The following is a 22,730-nucleotide window of genomic DNA, read 5'->3' as shown; positions in this document are numbered from 1 at the left end:
GGCAGGTTTCTCAAGCAATGAATAGCTCTGGCCGCGACATGCACCTGGCGAACGAACCTCTCGAGTCCCAACTGCTGGAAGCCCTGCCCCCGCTGCACCGTCGAGTGCGCGGGGCCCAGGTCGAGGTCCTGGCCCAGCGGCTGGTGGAGTCGTGCCCTCGCCCCGCGGGCCTGGAGGGACTGGCCCCGTGGCTGGGCGTCGCCCTGGAGGCGCTGGAGACGGAGCTGTCCGCGGTCCACGCGGAGATCGTCCAGTTCACGCGTCAGCACAACGAGGCGCTGGATGACGCCGCCCGTCGCCAGGTGCTGGTGGATCACATCAAGGCCACGGTGAAGGACCGCAGGGACCGCAAGGAGGACCTGCGCGCACTGGACCGGTGGATGGGCTTCGATGCCCTGCGCGAGCGGCTGGAGAAGCGCCGCCACAAGCTGCTGATCGAAGAAGAGACGGCGCTCCGCGCGCTGACGGGCGTACTGGAACAGGCCCACGCTCAGGAGTTGCAGCCCGCCGCGGTGCCGCTGGCGAGGCAATTGTTGGACCGCGCTGTGGACGCGCCTCGGGCGCAGAACCGCTTCGCCGCGCTGGAGGCCTTCCGGCAGCTCGCGCAGACGGTGCCGGGAGTCGCCGCGTCGCTGCCCGAAGTGGGCCCCACGCTGACGAGCCTCGCGGGCCAGGAGGACGTGAGTCCGTTCTTCCAGGCGGAGGCACTGCGCGCGCTGCTCACGGTGGACGTGCTCGAGGGCATCACCCTGCTGCGCCAGCGTCTGCGCGCGAAGGCTCCGTCGGAGAGGGACTTCCTCTTCCGCCGACAGGTGCTGGAGCAATGCGCGCCGCTGCTGTCGGAAGAGCACCGCGTGCCGCTGCTCACCGAGGTCGCGCACCACGACCCGAGCGAGTACGTGCGCATGGGCCTGTGCGCCCTCATCGCGCAGCGCCCGGAGGGGCAACCGCTGCTGCGCCGTCTGGCGGGGCTGGAGCAGCTGCCGGCCGTCGCGGGACAGACGCTGTCGGAGCCAAGTCCACGCGTGCGCACCGCCGCCGTGCTGGCCGCGGTGGACGCGGCGCTCGCGTCGCCGAAGGTGAAGGGTCCGGTCCTCCAGGTGCTGGTGGACGTGCTCGGCCGTGACACCGCGCCGCTGGTGCTGAGAGTGTCGTGCGAACGCGCCGCCGCGTTGGCGGAAGCGCTGGGGGCCGCCGGACTGGGCCCCGCGCACGCGGCGCTGCTGGACGCGGTGGAATCCCTGGCGACGCAGCCGGGCGCCACGGGGCCAGTGGTGGAGGCCGCCGCCGCGGCAGCTCAGGTGTTGCGCAGGGTGAAGGACCCGGTGCGCCAGGCGTGGACGGTGTTCCTCGCGGGCCGCGTCTCCAAGCTTCGCCCGGGCAGCCGCACGCGCATCCCGCTCCAGCCCACGCCGGAGAACCTGCCGCCGATGCCGGAGGGCCCCGCGTGGTTGGGCGCCATCCTCGCGGACCTGTCGCAGGACGGGCACGGCCTGTACGCGGAGCGCACGGACAAGACGCTGACGCTGTGGCACGGCGACCGGCAGGAGCGCCGCCTGTGGCGCGTGTGGCACGAGTTGGGCCGCCCCGCGCCGAACAAGCGCCAGGCGTTCCTGCACACCACCGGCCGAGTGATGTCCGGCACGCTGCGCGCGCATCCGGGCCACCTGGACGAAATCACGGAGACGCTGGTCCCCGGCGAGCGCGTCCACGTGGCGAGCCAGGGCAGCTGGGGCCGTCACCTGCCCACGGTGGACGACCTGCTGGACATGCCGCTGTCGAAGGACGGCAAGGTGCACCTGTTCAGCAGCCACGGCGAGACGGTGCTGGTGCCGCCCACCTCGCGCCTGCGCCGGCTGACGAACCGGCTGAAGGTGTCGAAGGACTACCGTCGGCTCGCGACGCTGCGGCTGGACTCACTGGGAGGCGAGGAGCCCCGCGAGCGCCGCCGTTTCGTGGAGCAGGTGGAGCGCGAGCTGGGCGTCCAGGTGCGCTTCACGCCGTACGGTCAGCACAAGCAGGTCCCTTCTCCGCTCGCCACGCTCTTCCATGAGCCGGAGGCCGCGCCGAAGCCCACGTCCACGCTGCACACGCCCGCGCTGCTGGGCCTGCAGAGCGGCTTCCTGGCGCTCCTCACCGAGCGCATCATGGAGAACGAGGGCTACTTCCTCGGAATGGGAGGCAATGGCATCGCGGCGCTGGGCCTCTTCACCGCGGCGCTCTTCTCCGTCTTCCTGGGCGACACGTACGTGAAGCGCCAGAGCGTGCGGAAGTCCCGGGAGAAGATTCCGCTCGTCATCGGCGGCTGGGGCACGCGCGGCAAGTCCGGCACGGAGCGCCTGAAGGCGGCGCTCTTCTCCGGCATGGGCTTCGAAGTGTTCGCGAAGACGACGGGCTCGGAGGCGATGTTCGTGCACAGCGCCCCGGGCGCCGGGCCGTCCGAGTTCTTCATCTTCCGGCCCTACGACAAGGCCACCATCTGGGAACAGAAGGACATGGTGGAGCTGGGCGCGCGCCTGGGCACGGAGGTGTTCCTCTGGGAGTGCATGGCGCTGCAGCCCAACTTCGTCGAACTGCTCCAGAACGACTGGATGAAGGACGACTTCGCCACGCTGACCAACGCCTATCCGGACCACGAGGACATCCAGGGTCCGGCGGGCATCAACGTCGCGTCGGTCATCACCAACTTCATGCCCAAGGGCGGCCGGGTGGTGACGACGGAGGACCATTTCCTCCCACTCTTCAAGCAGGCGGCGCAGGAGAAGGACACCACGCTCCTGCACAGCGCGTGGTGGGAAGCGGAGCTGATTCCCGAGGAGTTCCTCGCGCTGTTCCCCTACCGCGAGCACCCGCGCAACATGGCACTGGTGGCGACGCTGGCGGAGCAACTCGGCGTGTCGCGGTCGTACGCGCTGGCGCTGATGGCCGAGCACGTGCAGCCCGAAATCGGCGTGCTGAAGGTCTTCCCGCCGGCGAAGGTGCGCGGGCGGCAACTCCAGTTCATCAACGGGCACTCGGCGAACGAGCGCACGGGCTTCATGAACAACTGGATCCGCACGGGTCTGGGGGATGTGGATCCGGACGCGAACCCGGAGCGCGCGGTCATCACGGTCATCAACAACCGCTGGGACCGCGTGTCGCGCTCGGAGGTGTTCGCGCGCATCATGGTGGAGGACGCGCCCGCGGACCGGCACGTGCTCATCGGCACGAACCTGGAGGGCCTGCAGAAGTACGTGCGCGGCGCGTTGGATCGGCACCTCATGAGTACGGAGGTCGTCGCGGAGGAGGAGGTTGCAAGCCCCGAGGGTCAGGCCCGCGCGGAGGCGAGGCTCGCGAAGGAACTGGCGAAGCTGAAGGTACCGCGTCCCACGAAGGCCACGTTCCTGGACCGGCTGGAGCGGTACGCGGCCGGCGCAGGGCTCCAGGCAACTGCCACGCTGGCGCTGACCGCCGCGGTGGAGAAGGCGCTGGAGGGCGGAGACGACGACGTGGGAGTGGAGAAGGTGCGCCGCTCGCTGGAGCGAGAGGTGGGCCCGCTCATCGACGAGGCGCTGTCTCCGGTGTCGCGCGCACAGCCCTCCTCGCTGCCGGAGGTGCTGACGGCCGCGACGAAGGACGAGGTGCGCGAACACGCGCTGTATCTCCTGGCGCGCATGGCGGTGCACGCGCGACTGAAGGCGCTGCTGCCCCGGGGTGAAGCGGATGCGCAGGGCCGCGTGAAGACGTTCCACGCGAAGTTCCGCGACGCCTACAAGGCCATGATGCTGGAGCAGCTGGTGCCGGTGTCCGACTCGCAGGCGACGGGCGACCAGGTGGTGGACGCGTGCGCCCGCGCGGTGGCGCCCGGGATGCAGGTGAGCATCATGGGCGCGCAGAACATCAAGGGCACGGGCCTGGACTGGGTGTACCGCTGGATGGCGCTGGACCGGGTGACGACGGCGCTGAAGGCGCTGGAGGGCACGTCGGTGGAGGCGCGGCGGCGGGCGCTGGAGTCGCTGGAGACGTTCGACGACTCGGGCTTCGTGGACGCGGGTCTGGCGCGCACGGTGCTGCCGGGGCTCGTCAACAAGGCAGCGTCGCCGGACGAATCGGACCGGCTGCGCAAACTGGCGGAGCGCGCGAGGACGCGGCACGAATTGAAGATCGCCGCGCTGACGCACACCGCGGAGGGCGGCGCGACGCAGGTGGTGGTGCGCAAGCTGGAGAAGGTCTTCGACTACCTGGACAGCGTGACGCGCCGTCGGCTGAGCGAGATGTTGCTGGAGGACCTGGAGACGGGCCGCGTGTCTCATGCACGCGCGGCGGTGGAGACGCGCAAGCTGTACGAGCGCCAGAAGGGCGGCTGGCTCTTCCGCGGCATCAAGAAGCAGTCGAAGCGGCCGGCGCCGGTGGTGGAGGCGCCCACGCCCGTCATGCCGGCCCCGGCGGAGGCGGTGTTCAAGACGACGGTGGAGCTCCCCAGCACCAGGGTCCCGGTGCAGGTGCATCACGTTCCCATGGACACCCACGCGCTGACGAAGACCGAGGGGCCGGTGCTGCTGCGCGACGAACCGCTGAAGAAACAGGGACCTGAAGTGCTGGGACCCGAAGCGGCGGATGACGCAGGCGAGCCGTTGTCCTGAGTCCCCCCGAGCGAGAGACCCGAGGAGCGATGTTCATGGAGGAGAGTCCCATCACGGACGCGGTGCTCGGGGGCCGCGTCCCGTCCCTCCCCCGCCCCAACGCGGTGGAGCTCATGACGCGCGGGCGCGTGGAGCCCCTGTGCGTGGAGGAGGTCCGGAGTCTCGCGGCCTTCGATGCAATGGAGGTGGAGTGGAACGCGCTGGTGAAGCGCGTGGACGACCAGGTGTTCCACCGGCACGAGTTCGTGCGCTGCTGGCTTCAGCACTTCGCGCCCAATGCGGCCCTGCGCATCCTCACGGCGAGGAACGCGCTGGGCATGCTGGTGGCGGTGCTGGGGCTCCAGGAGGAGCAGGGCCACCAGTACGGAATGCCGGTGCGTCAGTTGTCATCGCTGACGAACAAGCACTCGTGCCGCTTCGACCTGGTGGCGGACGAGCCCAAGCGCGCCGCGGTGGCCTTCCTGTCGCATCTGATGGGCGACCCGAGCTGGGAGGTGCTCCGGCTGTCGGACGTGCCGGAGGGAGGCGCGGCCTGGGAGCTGCTCAACGCGGCAAAGGGCGCGGGGATGCCCTGGGGCGCATGGCCGAGCTCGCGCTCGCCCTACCTGGTGTTGCCCTCCACGGTGGCGGCGTGGACGAAGGGCCGGAGCAACGCGAAGCCGCTGCGCAGAAGGCGCAGGCGCCTGGAGGAGAAGGGCCGCGTGGAGGTGGAGCGCGTGGCCGAAGTGGAGGGCCTGGGGTCGAAGCTGGAGGAGGCCTTCGCACTGGAGCAGAGCGGCTGGAAGGCGCGGGAGGGCACGGCCATCGCGCAGGCGCGGCACCGTCGGGACTTCTACACGGGGCTCGCGCACACGGCGGCGGAGCGCGGCTGGCTGGGATTGTATTTTTTGCGACTGGACTCACGTCCCATCGCGTTCCAGTACGGGCTGGAATACGCCGGTCGCTATCTGGCGATGAAGCCGGGCTATGACGAGTCGTTGGCGGAGGTCAGCCCGGGTCACCTCCTGACGGAGAACCTGATCCAGGATTGCATCGGAAGGGGCCTGGGCGAGCTGGACTTGTTGGGGGATGATGCTCCCTACAAGCGCGAGTGGACGGAGCAGGTCCGGCAGCACCACTGGCTGTTCATCTACCGGGACACGTGGATGGGGCAGACGCTGCAACGCTCGAAATTCCGCTGGGCTCCGGTGGCGAAAAGGATGGTGGGCAGATGGGTCCGACGGCGCTGACGTTCTACCGGGCCGCGAAGCGGCTCCAGGCGCTCCCGAGGCTCGCGAACATGGTGGCCACGGTGGGTGACCGCCTCCACAGCAGCCACGTGGACACGAAGGCCGTGCTGCACCCCACGGTGGAGCTGGGCTACGGGGGCATCGGCGTCATCATCGCGTCGGGCGTGGAGATTGGAGAGAACAGCTTCATCTCCCAGAACGTGAGCCTGGAGCCCCTGCCCGGACGCGTCGGCGTGCCCCGCGTGGGCCGCGACGTCTACATCGGCGTGGGCGCCCAGGTGCTGGGCCCGGTGGTGATTGGCGACGGCGCGAAGGTTGGCGCCAACGCCATCGTGCTGGACGACGTGGCGCCGGGGACCACCGTGGCGGGGATTCCGGCGCGCGAGCTGAAGCAGAAGGTCCCGCCTACGGGGACGTGAAACTCAGCCGCCCTTGGGCATCTTCAGCGCCATCGCGACCAGCGAGAGGGTCAGGTCCTCGGGCTGGTAGGGCTTGAACGGGTTGAGCGTCGTCCCGGTCGAGTCCAGGTGATCCAGTCCGGACAGGGTCACGGACTTGGAGCCGGGGATGAACGCGTCCTGCGGGAGCACCAGGCCGTCGGACTTCACGCCGTAGCGCTGATGCATGTACTCCTGCATGGCGAACAGCGGCGACGTCGGGTTCGCGGTGGTGGAGGCCATGCTCACCGTGGGGATGCCCTCGGGCATCGGGTGCTTCGCCAGGAACTCCTTGCGCGAGTCGTACGTCAGGTCCTCACCGGCCTGGATGCTGCCACCGAGCGCCTCGATGGCGCCGCCCACGCCGTAGCGCACGAGCGGGTTGTCCAGCAGGTCCTGCGCCATGGGCGAGCCGCCGTAAGGCGACTGGATGGTGACCAGGGCGCGCACGTGCTCCTTGAGCTCGGGGTACATCGACAGGGCCGCCGCGGAGTCCAGGCCACCCTTGCTGTGGCCGATGAGAACCACCTGCTTGCCGTTCTTGGAGGCCTCGAGCACCGCCTGACGAACGATGGCGGCGTTGTGCTCCACGCCCATGTCCGTGTCGACGGGCACGCGGCCGACCTGGAGACCCTGTGCCTCGAGCGCGTCCAGGTTCTTGTCGAAGTAGATCTGCTTGGGCGCGGCCTCGGAGAGCAGACCGCCCACGGCCAGGAACACGCAGTTCTTGGCCTCGGGGGGCATCACGTTCTGGCCCGCGCGCACGGCCTGGTTGAGCTTCATGAACTCCGCGGTGGAGTCCTTCGCGGGCGGGTACGCCTTCTGGATCCAGCCGATCTTGTCCGCCTCGCCCTTACCGGGCCAGGGGATGGGAAGGCGCAGGGCATTGACCTGCTGAGACCCCGCCTGAGCCGTCGACGAGAAGCTGTCCCCCTTCACGATGGCGTTGAAACCCTGCGCGCCCTTGGCCCGGGCAGGAGCCTCCGGAGCGACCCGCGTCTGCGTGGACGGCGTGAGGCTGGAAGGACGCGTGACCTGGACCATGAGGGGACCTCGGGAGGGGGGAGCCGAGTTGAGCAGCAGGGAGGCTTGCCTACATTGTCGGTAAATGGCGCCGGGAGTTGCGTGCCCGTTCCAAGTCCGTGAGAAGCCGAGACTCCGGGCGCGTGGCGCGGTGCGACATAGAAGGAAGCCGCTTCACTCCCTGATCCGGCGGCGGTCATCCGCGCGCAGGATCCGCCTCACCCCATTGGCCTGATCATGCTCGTTGCGAACCGTGCACGCCTGGAACCCGCAAGGCACACCCAAAGCGTTGCGAGAAAGCAGCAGTCGATGCGCGCGGAAGGCATGCGCCAGAGCGCTCACAGCAGGCCACCCACCCCGCCCCCGGCCGCTCCCCTGCCCTCCTGTCGTCAGCCCTGCCTACATGCCCCGTCCCACTGGGGATGACCCGTCCAGGAACTGCTGCGCCCGGCCCTCTTGTGGCATATACCCACACCATGCCTTCCGCCCTCACCGCCTCCCAGATCCGCGAGGCGTTCCTCCAGTTCTTCGAGGAGCGCGCCCACCGCCGTGTGGCCTCCTCCTCGCTGGTGCCCGTTGGCGACCAGACCCTGCTGTTCACCAACGCCGGCATGGTCCAGTTCAAGGACGTCTTCACCGGCCGCGAGCAGCGGGACTACCGCCGCGCCACTTCCTCCCAGAAGTGCGTGCGCGCCGGCGGCAAGCACAACGACCTCGACAACGTGGGCTACACCGCGCGCCACCACACGTTCTTCGAGATGCTCGGCAACTTCTCCTTCGGCGACTACTTCAAGGCCGACGCCATCTCGTTCGCCTGGGAGTTCGTGACGAAGCGCCTGGGCCTGGCCATCGACCGGCTCGCCGTCACCGTGTTCAACGGCGAGAACAACATCCCCTGGGATGAAGAGGCCTTCGACCTGTGGGCGAAGGAGGGCGTGTCTCGCGACCGCATCCTGAAGCTCGGCTACAAGGACAACTTCTGGGCCATGGGCGACACCGGCCCGTGCGGCCCCTGCTCTGAAATCCACTACCACCAGGGCGACGACATCCCCTGTGTCGAAGAGGCCGCGGGCAGGAAGTGCCAGGGCGTCGCGTGTGATTGCGACCGGTGGCTCGAAATCTGGAACCTCGTGTTCATGCAGTTCGAACGCAAGGAGAAGGACGCGCCCCTCATCCCGCTCCCCAAGCCGTCCATCGACACCGGCGCCGGCCTGGAGCGCATCGCGTCCGTCGTCCAGGGCAAGCGCTCCAACTACGACACCGACCTCTTCCAGGGCATCCTCGCCACCGTCAGCGAGCTGTGCGGCAAGCCCTACACCCAGGAGACCGGCGCCTCGCAGCGCGTCGTCGCCGACCACGCCCGCGCCACCGCGTTCCTCGTGGCCGACGGCGTCCAGCCCTCCAACGTGGCGCGCGGCTACGTCCTGCGCCGCATCATGCGCCGGGCCATCCGTCACGGTGATCAGCAGCTGGGCATCAAGGAGCCCTTCTTCTTCAAGGTCGTGGACCGCGTCATCGAGCTCATGGGCGACGCGTTCCCCGAGCTGCGCGACGGCCGCACGTTCATCCTCGAAGTCGCCAAGCACGAGGAGGAGGGCTTCCGCCGCACGCTCGACCGCGGCCTCAAGCTGATGGACGAAGAGCTGTCCAAGCTCCAGGCCTCCAGCGGCAAGATGATCTCCGGCGACGTCGTCTATCTGCTGCACGGCACCTACGGCTTCCCGTGGGACCTCACGCAGATCATCGCGCGCGAGCGCGGCTACGACGTGGACCTGGAAGGCTTCAAGGTGCTCCAGGATAAGGAGGCCGCCAGCCAGGACTTCCACGGCGAGAAGAAGTCCACCACGGAAGTCTTCCAGACCGTCCTGTCGCGCACCGCCCCCACCCAGTTCCTGGGCTACGACGGAGAGGGCCACGAGGGAGAGGGCAGCGTCATCGCGCTCGTGCAGGACGGCGTGGAGGTGCCCCAGGTCTCCGCGGGCGCCACGGTGGACGTGGTGCTGGACCGCACTCCGTTCTACGGCGAGTCCGGCGGCCAGCAGGGCGACACGGGCCGCATCGTCGCGCACGGCGGCAAGACCGTGGTGCAGGTGAAGGACGCGCAGCGCCCGGTGCAGGGCCTCATCGTCCACAGCGTGGAGGTGAAGGAAGGCACGCTGAAGGTCGGCGACATGGTGCAGACGTCCGTGGACGTGGAGCGCCGCAAGTCCATCCGCGCCAACCACTCCGCCACGCACCTGCTGCACAAGGCGCTCAAGCGCGTGCTCGGCGAGCACGTGAAGCAGGCGGGCTCCGTCGTCGCGCCGGACTTCCTGCGCTTCGACTTCTCGCACTTCTCCCCTGCCACCCAGGAGCAGTTGGAGCTGGTGGAGGACCTGGTCAACACCTGGGTCCGCGACAACGCGGATGCGCAGACGCGCGTCATGAACCTGGACGACGCGAAGAAGTCCGGCGCCGTGGCCATGTTCGGTGAGAAGTACGGCGACACCGTGCGCGTCGTCACCGTGCACCCGGAGTCCACGGAGCTCTGCGGCGGCACGCACGTGAAGCGCAGCGGCGACATCGGCCTGTTCAAGGTCACCAGCGAGAGCGGCGTCGCTTCCGGCGTGCGGCGCATCGTGGCCGTGACGGGCGTGGGCGCGCTCCAGTTCGTTCGCGAGCAGGAACACGAGCTCAAGAAGGTCGCGGCGCTGCTCCGCACGAACCCCAAGGAAGTCGCTGTCCGCGTCGAGGCCACCCAGAAGCGCGTGAAGGAGCTGGAGCGCAAGGTGGAGGAGGTCTCGGTGAAGGCCCAGTCGGCCTCGCAGAAGGACCTCCTGGACCAGGCGCGCGAGGTCAACGGCATGAAGGTGCTGGCCACGCGCGTGGACCCTGCGGACGACAAGGTGTTCCGCGGCATGGCGGATCAGCTGCGCGACCGCATCGGCTCGGGCGTCATCGCCATTGGCGGTGAGAAGGACGGCCGCGCCGTCATCCTGGTGGCGCTCACCAAGGACGTGGTGGCCAAGGGCATCAGCGCGGGCAACCTGGTGCGCGAGATGGCCAAGGAAGTGGGCGGCAAGGGCGGCGGCAAGCCGGACATGGCCCAGGCCGGTGGCCCGGACGCGGACAAGCTGCCCGTGGCGCTCGAGAAGCTCTTCGAGCTGGTGAAGGGCGCGAGCCCGGCGTGAGTCCTCGCGCTTCATCCCGAACCCTGGCGTTCCTGACGGCGGCCCTCCTGTGGGGGGGCTGCACGAAGGAAGCCTCCACGCCCGAAGAGGGCCAGGAAGCCGACGCGCGCACGCTCCAGAAGCTGCGCGCGGAGGCGGACCGGGTGAAGCAGGGCGGCGCCGTGGCCACGCGTCCGCAGCCGGCCCAGCGCGAGCCGGAGGAGTCGAAGCTGGCGGGCCTGGCCGCGGGCATGGGCGACAGCGGCCCGCGCAAGCTGCGGCTGCCCGAGCGCAACGACACCGTGCACGTGGACACGGTGGCGATGAAGGTGACGGGGCTGGAGGCGTCGCACTCGGTGAAGGGCTCCGGCAAGGCGGGTCTGAGCCTCACGACGGAGGACCTGTTCCTGCGCGTGGAGCTCATCACCCAGAACGTGGGCGGGATGCCCGCGCCGCTGGCGCTGGAGGGAGTGAAGCTCACGGACGCGAAGGGGCAGACGTATCCGCTGGCGCGTGACGCGCAGGCGGTGGCCGGCACGAAGCCCCTGCCCACCACGTGGGCGCCCTCGCAGCGCACGGAAGTGGCGCTGCTGTTCGAAGTGCCGCCGGACGCGGTGCAAGACGATGGGCTGGCGCTCGTGGTGCAGGGCTCCGGCGGGGACGTGCGGATCCCCTTGCGATGACCGGGCCGGCCCCCAAGCTCCTCCCCCTCCGCATCCGACTCCCGTACACGGGAGAGGAGGAGTTCATCGAGCGGTATGGCTCGAACGTGGGGCGCGGTGGAGTGTTCGTAGCCACACGAGCGCTCAAGCCGGAAGGCACGGGGCTGGCGTTCGAGTTCGTCCTCGCGGACGGCACGCGGCTGTTGCGCGGTGAAGGCGTGGTGCTGAAGGCGCAGCCGGACGCGGGGATTGCGCGGACCGGGATGACGGTGCGCTTCACCAAGCTGGACGCGGCGAGCAAGGCGCTCATCGACCGCATCGTCGCGCGGCGGAGCGGGATGGAGGCGGCGCCGCCGGGGCTGGTGCGACGGACTCCAGCGGTGAATCCGGCACGGCCCGCGGCAGGCAGTGAGGCACCGGCACCGGTAGAGCCTCCAGCGAAGATGGTCCTCGATGAACCGGGGACGCGCGCTGCGCCGCTGAAGGCGTCCATGACGTTGCCGGCCGTGAAGCTACCCGTCGCGGAGCCGCCGCCGGACCTGGCTGAACCGGATGAGCCGGTGTCGCTGTTTCCGGAGCACGCGGTCGACGAAGAAGAGGAGCTGGCTCCCCTTCCGTCGGTGGACTTCCCGCGGAAGCCACGGAGGCATCCGGTCGGACTGGAGCCACAACGGGCGACCCAGGAGATGTTCACGGTCCAGCCGACGACTCCTGCGTCCAGAGGAGTCCAGGCCGGGGAACGGACGCCCGCGACCTCCGGTACCTTCGCGGCCGTGAGGCCGCCGGAGCCTCCCGCGGCTTCACAGCAGGTTGAGGCTTCCGAGGCGGAGACGAACGCACCGGCGGAAGCTTCGCCTTGGGAGGCGCCCGCCAGTACCGAGAACCTCCCCGCCGCTTCATTCGCCGACGCCGAAACCTCTGCATGGAATTCGACTCCGAGCACAGCGGACGCATCGGCTGCGCCAGAGGCCGATGACGGTCGCGAGGAAGCGCAGTCCGCGGTGGCTGATGGGGACGCCTCCGCTCCGGATGCACGCGAGGACGAAGCGCTTCCACCGGAAACAGAGGAATCTGGCGCGCCTGACGTTGGTGAAGCATCCGCGCACCACTTCACTCCCGCGTCAGTGGACGCGTTTGATCCAAACGCCGTGCTCGGAGCCGCGCATGCTCCCGAGCATTCCGGGTGGAGCTCCGAGTACGCGACGGAGGAGACTGGCGACACGGCTTCCGCGCTCGCGGACACGTCAGGCGAAGCGGAAGCGACAGCCGTGTCCGGCGAGGCGCAGGCGGACTCCGGCTCGTCGTTCGACTTCGACGTCGACCTCAGCATGGAGTCGGAGGAGCCTCCCGCTTCCTCGGAGCCCGAGTCCTCGTTCGCACCGGACGCGCATGCGACGGAAAGCGCCGAAGACTCGACGACTCCTCCGGCAGAGAGCTCCTGGGCTCCCTCAGAAGAAGCCTCCGACGCCGTCACCGCCCAGGAGCAGATCCATCCAGAGGCGAGCAGTGAGTGGCCGGATCCGGACTCCGACACCGAGGGCGCCTCTTTCGCGGCAACGGTGCCTTCGGAAGAAGACGATGCTCGGACGGTGTCGGCCTCCGATGCCGAGGGAGTCGATACCGAAGCAGTGCTTCCGCCGGCGGAGCACTTCCCGGCCGCCCCGGACTTCGCCGCCGCCAAGGGCTCGCCAGAGGAGACCGCCCCGGCAGTCACGGACTCCGACGTCGTAGAAGACCTTCCCCAGGCGACGTCGCAGCCGGTGGAGTTCCATTCGGAGGATGCTCCGAAGGAAACGCCCCCTCCTCCAGAGCCATTCGCGACGCCGAGCCAAAGGGAGGCCGAACGCCTTCGAGCATGGGGCATCGATCCGGACTCCCTTCCGCGCGCGCTCAGCACGGACACGGAGGACGTGGATCCGTTCAGCGCGGCGCTTGAACAAGCTGTCGGAGCCACGGACACCGACGAGCCCGAGCCCGACACGCAAGCCGTCACGACTTCAACGGCCGCTCCGACTGCGAGTTCGGCCCCTGTGCCCGAGCCCGTCTCCGCGCCTCCGATGGACGAGGAGGACGCATCGACAGTCGTCGTGGTCGAACTACCGATCGAGGATGCATGGACGGCGCTCGTCGGGCCCTCTGCCTCCGAAGACACGACCCCGGCGGTGGATGCTTCGCCCGAACTCGAATCGGCGTCGGGACAGGCGCCAGAGCACGATGAGGCGCTCGCTTCAGTGCTGGCTGCGGAGTCCCACGAAGAGACGCGGTCCGCATCCCCGGTAGCACCGCCCCCCGAAGAGACTCCGCCTCCGACGGTGCTGGACGCCTCGAATGCGCTCGCTTCCGACACGAAGCCGCCCGACGAGGAATCGGCGCCCCTCCAGGTTTCCAGCAGCGCCTCCGCGTCACCGGTCGCATCGGGCGAAGCCACACAGCACACCGCGGCGAATGCGCCCAGCGGCAACGAAGCCGCCGCTCCGGGCAGCACCGCAGAGAAACCATCGCCGCGCGAATCCGCCGTGGAGCACGAAGCTTCCGGTGCGGACAGCTCGACCTCGGAGCAACAGCCCGCCCCCGCCAGCGAAACCACCGCACAGGTCAGTACGCCTTCGCAGCAGGCATCCGCCACGGAGCAGCCGCCTCGTTCCAGCGAAGCCACCGCGACAGTCAGCGCGGAGTCGGCACAACCGCATCCTCAAGCATTGGCCGAGACAGAGTCCCCGCGCGCCAGCGAAGCCACCGCGCGCATCAGCACGGATTCGGAACCCCAGCACCCTCAAGAATCGGCCGCGACAGAATCACCGCGCGCCAGTGAATCCGCCGCGACCATCAGCGCGGCGTCGGAACAACCGAATCCTCAAGCATCGGCTGCGGCAGATTCCTCGCGCGCCAGCGAAGCCGCTGCGCTCATCAGCGCGGCGTTGGGACAAGCATCGGCCGCGCCAGAGTCCCCGCGCTCCAGCGAAGCCACCGCGCCCAGCAGCACGGCGGCGGAACAGCCGAATCCCCAAGCATCTGCTGCGCCAGAGTCCTCGCGCTCCAGTGAAGCGGTTGCACTCATCAGCGCGGCGTTGGGACAAGCATCGGCCGCGACAGAATCCCCGCGCGCCAGCGAAGCCACCGCGCCCAGCAACGCGGCTTCGGAACAACCGAATCCTCAAGCATCGGCTGCGCCAGAGGCCTCCCGCTCCAGTGAAGCCGCTGCACTCATCAGCGCGGCATTGGGACAAGCATCGGCTGCGCCAGAATCTCCGCGCGCCAGCGACGCCACCGCGCCCAGCAGCACGGCGGCGGAACAACCGAACCCCCAAGCATCGGCCGCGACAGAAACCCCACGGTCCACCGAAGCCGCAGCATCTGTCCTCGCGGCCTCGTCACCACCACCGTCACAGCCATCCACCGCGCCCCAGTCCCCGCGCACCGATGAAGCCGCGCCGCAGCCTTCCGCTGACGCACAGAGCAGCACAGCCACCGCGCGCAGCCGCCGACGCACGTTCTTCGACCTGGCTCCCGCCGTGCCCGTCACCACGCCCGCGGCGGCGGAGGTCGTGCTCGGCATCGACGTGGGCACTTCACACGCTCGCGTCGCCGCGCTCATCGACGGCGTCGCCACAACCATCCCCATCCCCGGCAACGACGGTTCGGGCCTTCCCTCCGTCATCGCGGTGAACAGCACCGGAGAGTTCCTGGTCGGTGCCGCCGCGCTCGTCGAAGCCTCCCGTGCACCCCGACGCGCCGCGACCGGCCTCAAGCGCCTGCTCGGCATTCGCACCCGCTCCCCGAACCTGCGCTGGCTCTCCCCGCAACTCCACTTCCCCATCGCCACTGACCTCCATGGCGACGCGGGCGTGGAGCTCGATGGCCGCCACGTGGCGCCCACCCTCCTCACCGCGATGCTGCTGCGCGAACTGCACCAGGCGGCCACCACGCACCTCGGCCGCAAGGTGACGCGCGCCGTGCTCTGCGCGCCTTCGCACTTCACCGAACGCCAGCGCGCCGCCCTTCGCGAAGCCGCCACCATGGCCGGCCTGGACGTTCCCCGCGTGCTCACCAACAGCGCCGCCGCGGCGCTCGCTTACGCACATGGCCGGGGCCTCGCTCGCAAACGCGTCCTCGTCGTGGACCTGGGCGGCGGCGGCCTGGAGGTCTGCGTCGTGCAGGTCACCGGCGATGACCTGGAGGTCGTCACCACCGGCGGCGACCCCACCCTCGGTGGCATGGACTTCGACGCCCGCATCGCCGAGGCGCTCGTCAGCGACCTCGCCGAACAGGGCCACCCCCGCCCCGAACACCTGCTCGACTGGGGCCCCCTGCGCACCCTCGCTGAATCCACCAAGGAGACCCTCTCCACCCAGGACAGCGTGGACGTCACCCTGCCCACCGGCCCTGGCCCCAAGCTCGACCGCGAGCGCATGGAGGCCCTCACCGCCGACCTCGCCCAGCGCGTCGTCTCCGTCACCCGCGAGGTGCTGGAGTCCAACGCCCTGTCCCCTCAAGGCCTGGACGCCGTGCTCCTCGTGGGCGGCCAGTCCCGTTCACCGCTCGTGCGCCGCCGCCTGGAGGAGAGCCTGGGCGTGCCCGTGCGCGACGACGACGTGGACGCCCGCACCGCCGTGGTTCGCGGCGCCGCGCTGCTCGGTCACGCGCTCTTGCTGTCGGAGACCGGCAAGCCCGCCGCCAGCGTCTCGGAGGTGCTCACCGCCCCCATCGGCGTCGCCGAGGACGCCGGCACCTTTCGCCGCGTGCTGGAGCGCAACACCCGCCTGCCCACCGCGAAGACGCTCGTCATCCCCATCACCGTCCCCGGTCCGCTGGCGCTCGCCTTCTTCCAGGGCACCGCCGCCACCGCCGTGGAGAACGAATGGCTCGGCTGCCTCACCCTCACCGTGGAACGCCCCGGCGAGGTGGAGGTGCACCTGGAGCTGTCCACTGACGGCACCCTCGCCTTCAGCGCCACCCTGCCCGGCGCGAAGCGGCAGCCGGTGACGCTCGCGGCGGAGGAGCTGGACGACGCCTCCCGCGATGCACTCATCGCCCGCTCGCCCTTCCACACCGAACCGGAAGCCCGGCCGAGCGGCCTGCTTTCCGGCTTGAAGAAGCTCTTCGGCCGGCGCTGAGGCCCTCGGCCTCCTGGCTCCGTCCCCCGGGCAGCTGCGCTGTCTGGCCCTTCCGTCCCAGCTTCCATTCCAGGTCCCACACTTCAAGCGGGAGGAACCTGGTCATGAGACGGACTTCGATGGTGGCAGGACTGGTGGTGGCCGGAACGTGCGTGGCGGGGCCGGCCCTCGCGATGGATGCGAGCGAGGTGTCGCGCAAGCTCAGCTTCAGCGAGGAGGACTCCACGGCCGGCCTGGACGTGGGCGTGGGCCTGGGCGGCTTCACCGGCGACCTGGGCGACGAGACGGGCGTGGGCGGGCTGTTCAACATCACCGCCAACGCCCAGCCCTGGAAGTACATCGGCGTGGAGGTCGGCTACGAGGGCCAGAACATCCCCATCGATGACGCCCGCGTCCTCGGCGGCAACAACATCTGGCGCAACAACGGCACGTTCCTGGGCAAGCTCGGCCCCGTCGTCGACCACAAGTGGCACCCCTTCGTGGGCGCGGGCTTCGGCCTCAGCTTCCTGCACGCGTCCTCGGGCTCCGCGCCCATCTACGGCAATGACTGGCAGACGGAGTTGCCGCTGGCCGCGGGCATCGAATACCGCCTGGGCCACCTGTCCGCCGGCGTGCGCGCCACCTACCGCCTCGTCGGTAGCGAGGACCTGACCACCGTCCCCGGCACCACCGAGGAGGCCAAGGGCAGCCTCTTCAACGGCAACCTCACCGTGGGCGGCCGCTTCTAGCCGGCTCCGCGTCCGCGGGACTCACGCCCCCGCGGACGCGTCACGTCCTCACAGCTCGAAGCGCGTCATCAGCACTTCCGGACGCGGGTCTTCCTTCCACGCGTCCAGCACCGCCTGCGCCGGCGACCGGCCCGAAGCCGCCACCGCCTCCAGCGGCGCGAGCAGCGGCGCGTCCTCGGGGTCCAACCGCTGCAGCCCCCGCTTCGCGATGGCCACCATCTCCCCGGCCAGCCGGTGCAGCTCGCGAGGCCCCAGCTTCCCGGCCAGGCCCTCGCGGCGCGCGGTGTCGTGGAAGGCCAGGTGCTCGGTGAAGTTCAGCCGCGGCAGGAGCAGCTCCGCCTCCTCCAGCGCCTGCGCGTCGTAGAGGATGCCGCGCCAGAGCGCGCCCAGGGCGCCCGTCATGGCCGCGCTCGCGCTGTCCGCGCCGCGCACCTCCAGCACCTTCTTCAGCCGCACCTCCGGGAAGAGCGTGGACAGGTGGTCCGTCCAATCCCCCATGTCCGGCGGCTGGCCCTCGTAGCCCTCCTTCATCAGCTGGCGGAAGGTGAGCTTCGGGTGGCGGTACTCGCCCTCGCGGCGCAGGAACAAGAGCGGCGCGTCCAGCGCCCAGTCCACATACGCCTGATAGGAGAACGAGCCGTCGAACCAGGACGGCAGGTAGCCACAGCGCGTGGGGTCCACCTCTTCCCAGACGCGACTGCGGAAGGACATGTAGCCGGAAGGCTTGCCCTCCAGGAGCGGGCTGTTGGCGTACAGCGCCACCAGCAGCGGCGACAGGCGCGCCACCGCCACCGTCTTGCGCACACAGTCCGCCTCGTCCGCCCAGTCCAGCGACACCTGGCCGGTGGACGTCATCAGCATCATGTTCAGCGCCAGCCGGCCGCGCTCCGGCAGCGTGCGGCGCATCACCTGGTAGCGCGTCTTGGGCATCCAGGGCATTTCGCCCGTCGTGCCCACCGGCCGGTAGCCCAGCGCCACCAGCCGCAGGCCCTGCGCGGACGCCGCCGCCTTCGTCTCCTTCAGGTGCTGGAGGTTCTCCTGGTGCGCCTCCCGCGCCGTGTGGAAGGGGCTGCCGGACAGTTCGAACTGCCCGCCCGGCTCCAGGGAGATGGCCGCCATCCCGCGCTGCAGCGCGATGACCGGCGACTGGGGCGTCTCCCGGAAGGGCTCGTAGCCGCCCGGGGCGATGCGCTCCAGCAGGGCACCCACTCCGTTCGGTCCCTCATAGGGCACGGGTTGGGCGGACCCCACGGGGTAGATGAACTTTTCGTGCTCCAGCCCCAGGCGGTGCTGGGTCCGGGGCTTCTCCCCTTTGCGAAGCTCTTCCACCAGGGGGGCGGCGGAAGTGAGGGGCTCGGAGGCCACGCGCTTGAGGTCGAGGGACATGAGGGCGCCCTATATAACGGGGGCCGTTGGCCTTGCCCTCATTTGAGCACCCTGACTCCATGCCTCCTGCGTCCCCCGTCCCCAGCCTGTCCCCCCGGCCCCGCCTGTCGGATTTCCTCCAGGGCGTGGGAGTGCTCGGCCGCGCCTTCGGGCTCATCTTCCGCTCGCGCCGCCTCTTCCTCCTCTCCAGCCTGTGCGCCGTCCTCACCGCCATCACCCTGATGGGCCTGGCCGTCCTGCTCTACCGGTACGCCCCCGGACTCCTGGAGTCCGTGTGGCCCCGGCCCGAGTCCTGGTACGGACAGGCCGGCTGGTACACCGCGCTCGTGCTGGGCTCCCTGGTCGCCTGGGTGGTGGGCGCCAACGTGGCGCCTCCGCTGCTCCTCACGCCGCTGCAGGACCCGGTGTCGGAGGCCACGGAAGCCGAATGTGCGGGAGCGGACGCCGTACTCTCACCCGCCTCCTTCCTGCGGAGCATGACGACAGGGCTGTTGCACACGCTCGCCCGCATGGCGCTGCTGTTCCTGGGGCTGGCGGTGCTCCTGCCGCTGAACCTCCTGCCAGGCCTGGGGAGCGTGGCGTTCACCGTGCTGGCCAGCCTGTGGACCATGCTCTGGATGGCGGCGGAGCACCTGGCCGCGCCCATGACCCGCCACCTGTACCCCTTCGCCCAGGTGCGCCGCATGCTGCGCGAGCGCCGGGCCCTCTGCCTGGGCTTCGGGGCGGGCGTCTACCTGCTCCTGTGGGTGCCCATCCTCAACACCTTCTTCCTCCCGGTGGCCATCGTCGGGGGCACCCTCCTCTACCGGGCCCTACGGGAGGCCGGGGACCTGCCCCCGCCACCGGATGCCCGGGCGGACGCGAAATAAACGGGGAGGCCGGGTGTCCGTACGTCAGGGCCGATCGGGAACGCATTGCCTGCGGCAGACGTTCTCGGTCGCTAGTGACAACGCCACGCCTTGAAGCACCTGGAAGCCGTGATTAGGCTTGCCCGGCCGCTGCCTGGTTCCTTGGCTTACGTCGAACCGTTCGGATTCACAGGGCTTTTCACGCATCACCCGGGGCGCCTCTCGCGCCCCAGCTGGGATGAACCGCATGCCGCGTATCTTCCGCCGCATCACCGCCGTCGCCGTTCTGTTGGGGGCCTGGGCATTCGCAGGCAGTGACCGTGCTCCCCTCCCGCTCACCGTGGGAGCGGCGGAGGCGGGGCAGGACTCCTGGGACGGCGCGCTGCCTTCCGCCAGCAAGGCCGAGAAGGCCCCGCACGACCTCAACAGCCTCCGCGTCCTCACGAAGGTCATCCTCTACGTGAAGGAGAACTACGTCGACCCCAAGCGGGTGAAGCCCAAGGAGATGATGATCGCCTCCCTGGAGTACGTGGAGAAGAGCGTCCCGGACGTGCTCGTGGACGGCAACCCGGAGACGGGCAAGCTCAACGTCAACGTCAACGGCAAGCAGAAGGAGTTCGACATCTCCCACGTCGACTCCCTGTGGAAGATGTCCTTCGCGCTGAAGGACGTGTTCGACTTCCTGTCGAAGAACATGCGTCCCATCGAGGAGACGCGCGACATCGAGTACGCGGCCGTCAACGGCATGCTCTCCACGTTGGATCCGCACTCGGTGCTGCTGCGCCCGGAGCTGTACCGGGAGATGAAGCTGTCCACCAAGGGTGAGTTCGGCGGCCTGGGCTTCGTCATCCAGATGAAGGAGGGCAACCTCACCGTGGTGAAGGTGCTGCCCAAGACGCCCGCGTCTCGCGCCGGCATCCAGAAGGACGACCGCATCAAGAAGATTGGTGAGGAGTCCACCGTCAACATGGACCTCAACGAGGCCGTGTCCAAGCTGCGCGGTCCGGTGGACAGCCGCATCACCATCACCGTGGAGCGCGACGGCTGGGACAAGGCGCGCAACATGACGGTGGCGCGCGCCATGATTTCGATTGAGTCCGTGCAGCACAAGCTGCTCGCGGGCGGCGTGGGCTACGTGCGCCTGAAGAACTTCCAGGGCAACACCACGCGCGACCTGGAAGCCGCGCTGACGGACATCCGCAAGCAGGCGGAGGCCAAGGGCGGCTTCAAGGGCCTCGTGCTCGACCTGCGCGGCAACCCGGGCGGTCTGCTGGAGCAGGCCATCCAGGTGTCGGACACGTTCCTGTCCAAGGGCACCATCGTCGCGACGGTGGGCTTCAGCGACAAGCTGCGCGAGGAGAAGCGCGCGCGCATGACGGACGGCGAGGAGAACTACCCCATCGCGGTGCTGGTGAACGCGGGCAGCGCCTCCGCGTCTGAAATCGTCGCGGGCGCGCTCAAGAACCTGGACCGCGCGGTCATCATCGGGCGCCAGACGTTCGGAAAGGGCAGCGTGCAGGTGCTCTACGACTTCCCGGACGACAGCGCGCTCAAGCTGACCATCGCCAAGTACCTCACCCCGGGTGACGTCTCCATCCAGGAAGTGGGCATCGTGCCGGACATCCAGCTCGTGCCCACGCGCGTCACCGCGGACCGGGTGGACGTGTTCGCGCCCCGCAAGTCCATGGGCGAGGCGGACCTGGATCAGCACTTCGGCAACCCGGAGTCCTCCACCGTCGCCAAGAAGCGCGAAGAGGTGCTGGACCGCGAGAAGCCGGGCACCAGCCTCAAGTACCTGAAGGTGGACGAGAAGGCCGCCCAGGCCGCCGCCAAGAAGGAAGAGCCCAAGGAGAAGGTCGCCGCCAAGCCGGGCACGGGCGCCAAGGACACCAAGAAGGAGCACGGCCAGAATGATCCGCTCCTGGACGTGGACGTGGCCGGCCAGGGCGAGGACCTGGACGACCAGCTGGACGCGGAGTCCCAGGAGGAGATCAAGGAGGACTTCGAGGTCCAGTTCGCCCGCGACTTCGTCCTGAAGGTGCCGGCCACGAAGCGCGCCGAGCAGCTCGCCAAGGGCAAGACGTTCGTGGAGCAGAAGCGCAACGAGGAGGAGCAGCGCATCAACAACGCCATCGCCGCGCTCGGCCTGGACTGGAGCCCCGGTCCCACGCCCAAGAACGTGCAGCTGGACGCCAGCTTCTCCCCGGGCTCCGACGCCAAGATCCTGGCCGGCGAGCAGCTGGACATGGTCATCAACGTGGAGAACAAGGGCACGGAGCCGCTCAAGCGCGTGCGCGGTTGGACGGAGAGCGACAACGCGTTCCTCGACCGCCGCGAGTTCCTCTTCGGCGCCATTGCCCCGGGTGAGAAGAAGTCCTGGAAGGTGCAGGTGCGCCTGCCCAAGGACCTCACCAGCCGCCGCGACGACGTGAAGGTGAAGCTGTTCGACGACAACGGCGCGCTGCGCGACACCCTGGTGTCGGAGCTGTCCTTCGTGGAGCTGCCCCGCCCCGCGTTCGCCTTCAACTGGCAGGTGGTGGATGACTGCGCCGAGTGCAACGGCGACGGCGTCGTGCAGCGCGGCGAGGACGTCACGGTGGTGATGGACGTCACCAACACGGGCGTGGGCGCGGCGCTGGACTCGTTCGCGCAGATCAAGAACGGCGGCGACGCGAACATCTTCATCGAGAAGGGCCGCTTCAAACTGGGGGAGATCAAGCCCGGTGAGACGAAGACGGCGCGCTTCCAGGTGTCCCTGAAGAAGGGCTTCAAGGGCGACACCTTCCCGCTGAAGCTGGCCATCCTCGACGAGCCCCTGGAGGAGTTCGTCCTGGAGAAGCTCCAGCTGCCCGTGAAGGACGGCCCCGTGGCCCCGCTGGAGGCGAAGAAGGGCCTGGTGAAGCTCAACGACAAGGCGGAGCTGTTCGCCTCGCCCACCGCGGACGCGCGTCCGGTGGCGAAGCTGCCGCAGGGCGCCACGCTGGCCCTGGAGGCCACCACCAAGGGCTACTACAAGGTCGCGCTGGAGAAGGACCGCTTCGCCTTCGTGCGCACGCAGGACGCGAAGGAAGTGAAGACCGGCAAGGCCGCGGCGCCCAAGACGGTGGCGTTCACCACGACGCACCAGCCGCCGGACATCAAGCTGGACGTGGATCCGTCCCACGGCGGCGTGGTGGTGAACGGCGACAAGTTCACCCTCTCCGGCGCGGTGAAGGACCCCAACGGCCTGCTGGACGTCTACGTGCTGGTCAACGACCAGAAGGTCTACTTCAAGGCCGTGGACCCCAAGGGCGGCGAGCCCAACACGCTGAAGTTCACCGCGGACTTCGCGCTCAAGGAGGGCAACAACAACGTGCTGGTGGTGGCCCGCGAGAGCACCGAGTTCGCCAGCCGCCGCACGCTGGTCATCCGCCGCCGTCCGGCGGAGGTGGCCCAGAAGGTGGCGACGCCCGCCGCCACGGCCACCACGCCGGTGAAGCCGCGCCAGCAGTAGGCCTTCCGGGCACGCACCCGGAAACCGCCTGACCCGGGC

General features: G+C 69.4%; 11 protein-coding genes. 9 read left to right on the top strand and 2 right to left on the bottom strand.

Going from position 1 to position 22,730, the window contains the following annotated elements; genetic code table 11:
• Positions 1 to 17: 17 nt before the first annotated feature.
• From D7Y04_RS22465 to D7Y04_RS22455, 3 genes are read left to right on the top strand one after another with little or no spacing between them, the layout of a single operon-like run.
• The gene (locus tag D7Y04_RS22465; RefSeq protein ID WP_147477176.1) at positions 18 to 4,622 is read left to right on the top strand and encodes a hypothetical protein; all 4,605 of its coding nucleotides are present in this window, start codon (positions 18 to 20) and stop codon (positions 4,620 to 4,622) included.
• Between the two features lie 35 nt (positions 4,623 to 4,657).
• Positions 4,658 to 5,851 carry a GNAT family N-acetyltransferase gene (locus D7Y04_RS22460; RefSeq protein ID WP_199749714.1) on the top strand — a complete coding sequence of 398 codons (1,194 nt, stop codon included), beginning with the start codon at positions 4,658 to 4,660 and terminating at the stop codon, positions 5,849 to 5,851.
• Positions 5,833 to 6,270 (top strand): serine O-acetyltransferase, encoded by a 438-nt coding sequence (locus tag D7Y04_RS22455; protein WP_120596159.1) that lies wholly within the window; start codon positions 5,833 to 5,835, stop codon positions 6,268 to 6,270. The genes D7Y04_RS22460 and D7Y04_RS22455 overlap by 19 nt, the downstream gene beginning before the upstream one ends.
• Positions 6,271 to 6,273: 3 nt before the next feature.
• Here the strand turns inward: D7Y04_RS22455 and D7Y04_RS22450 are convergent, their stop codons facing one another.
• Positions 6,274 to 7,332 (bottom strand): triacylglycerol lipase, encoded by a 1,059-nt coding sequence (locus D7Y04_RS22450; protein ID WP_120596158.1) that lies wholly within the window; start codon positions 7,330 to 7,332, stop codon positions 6,274 to 6,276.
• 401 nt (positions 7,333 to 7,733) lie between these two features.
• On the opposite strand from D7Y04_RS22450, the gene alaS reads away from it, so the two are divergent.
• The 4 genes from alaS (at position 7,734) to D7Y04_RS22425 (ending at position 16,964) form a co-directional block, all read left to right on the top strand.
• Entirely contained in the window at positions 7,734 to 10,481 is a 2,748-nt protein-coding gene (alaS, locus tag D7Y04_RS22445) for an alanine--tRNA ligase (protein WP_370457185.1), read from the top strand.
• Positions 10,478 to 11,143 (top strand): hypothetical protein, encoded by a 666-nt coding sequence (locus D7Y04_RS22440; RefSeq protein WP_121760654.1) that lies wholly within the window; start codon positions 10,478 to 10,480, stop codon positions 11,141 to 11,143. Before alaS ends, D7Y04_RS22440 begins: the two co-directional genes overlap by 4 nt.
• Positions 11,140 to 16,236 (top strand): TIGR02266 family protein, encoded by a 5,097-nt coding sequence (locus D7Y04_RS45780; protein ID WP_233601536.1) that lies wholly within the window; start codon positions 11,140 to 11,142, stop codon positions 16,234 to 16,236. The genes D7Y04_RS22440 and D7Y04_RS45780 overlap by 4 nt, the downstream gene beginning before the upstream one ends.
• Positions 16,237 to 16,340: 104 nt before the next feature.
• Complete coding sequence (locus tag D7Y04_RS22425; RefSeq protein ID WP_120599297.1) at positions 16,341 to 16,964, top strand: hypothetical protein; 624 nt, start codon at positions 16,341 to 16,343, stop codon at positions 16,962 to 16,964.
• A 48-nt stretch (positions 16,965 to 17,012) separates the two neighbouring features.
• Here the strand turns inward: D7Y04_RS22425 and D7Y04_RS22420 are convergent, their stop codons facing one another.
• A complete protein-coding gene (locus tag D7Y04_RS22420) occupies positions 17,013 to 18,350 on the bottom strand; it encodes a glutamate--cysteine ligase (RefSeq protein WP_120599298.1) in 1,338 nt (445 codons plus the stop codon).
• Between the two features lie 59 nt (positions 18,351 to 18,409).
• On the opposite strand from D7Y04_RS22420, the gene D7Y04_RS22415 reads away from it, so the two are divergent.
• Together D7Y04_RS22415 and D7Y04_RS22410 are read left to right on the top strand one after the other, a co-directional pair.
• Positions 18,410 to 19,219, top strand: a complete 810-nt coding sequence (locus tag D7Y04_RS22415; protein ID WP_121760653.1) for an EI24 domain-containing protein — start codon at positions 18,410 to 18,412, stop codon at positions 19,217 to 19,219.
• Positions 19,220 to 19,436: 217 nt separating this feature from the next.
• Entirely contained in the window at positions 19,437 to 22,691 is a 3,255-nt protein-coding gene (locus D7Y04_RS22410; RefSeq protein ID WP_121760652.1) for an MXAN_5808 family serine peptidase, read from the top strand.
• Positions 22,692 to 22,730: the final 39 nt, after the last annotated feature.

Origin of the sequence: Corallococcus sp. AB038B (genome assembly GCF_003668955.1) — a bacterium.
Classification (GTDB): Bacteria; Myxococcota; Myxococcia; order Myxococcales; family Myxococcaceae; genus Corallococcus; species Corallococcus exiguus.
The sequence above is the reverse complement of the archived record's forward strand: the minus strand, read 5'-3'. Positions and strand labels throughout refer to the sequence as shown.

What these genes read in the sequence shown, in the direction of transcription:
- D7Y04_RS22465 (WP_147477176.1), top strand. Translation starts at nt 18, where the DNA reads ATGAATAGCTCTGGCCGCGACATGCACCTGGCGAACGAACCTCTCGAG.
- D7Y04_RS22460 (WP_199749714.1), top strand. Translation starts at nt 4,658, where the DNA reads ATGGAGGAGAGTCCCATCACGGACGCGGTGCTCGGGGGCCGCGTCCCG.
- D7Y04_RS22455 (WP_120596159.1), top strand. Translation starts at nt 5,833, where the DNA reads ATGGGTCCGACGGCGCTGACGTTCTACCGGGCCGCGAAGCGGCTCCAG.
- D7Y04_RS22450 (WP_120596158.1), bottom strand. Translation starts at nt 7,332, where the DNA reads ATGGTCCAGGTCACGCGTCCTTCCAGCCTCACGCCGTCCACGCAGACG.
- alaS (WP_370457185.1), top strand. Translation starts at nt 7,734, where the DNA reads ATGACCCGTCCAGGAACTGCTGCGCCCGGCCCTCTTGTGGCATATACC.
- D7Y04_RS45780 (WP_233601536.1), top strand. Translation starts at nt 11,140, where the DNA reads ATGACCGGGCCGGCCCCCAAGCTCCTCCCCCTCCGCATCCGACTCCCG.
- D7Y04_RS22425 (WP_120599297.1), top strand. Translation starts at nt 16,341, where the DNA reads ATGAGACGGACTTCGATGGTGGCAGGACTGGTGGTGGCCGGAACGTGC.
- D7Y04_RS22420 (WP_120599298.1), bottom strand. Translation starts at nt 18,350, where the DNA reads ATGTCCCTCGACCTCAAGCGCGTGGCCTCCGAGCCCCTCACTTCCGCC.
- D7Y04_RS22415 (WP_121760653.1), top strand. Translation starts at nt 18,410, where the DNA reads ATGCCTCCTGCGTCCCCCGTCCCCAGCCTGTCCCCCCGGCCCCGCCTG.
- D7Y04_RS22410 (WP_121760652.1), top strand. Translation starts at nt 19,437, where the DNA reads ATGAACCGCATGCCGCGTATCTTCCGCCGCATCACCGCCGTCGCCGTT.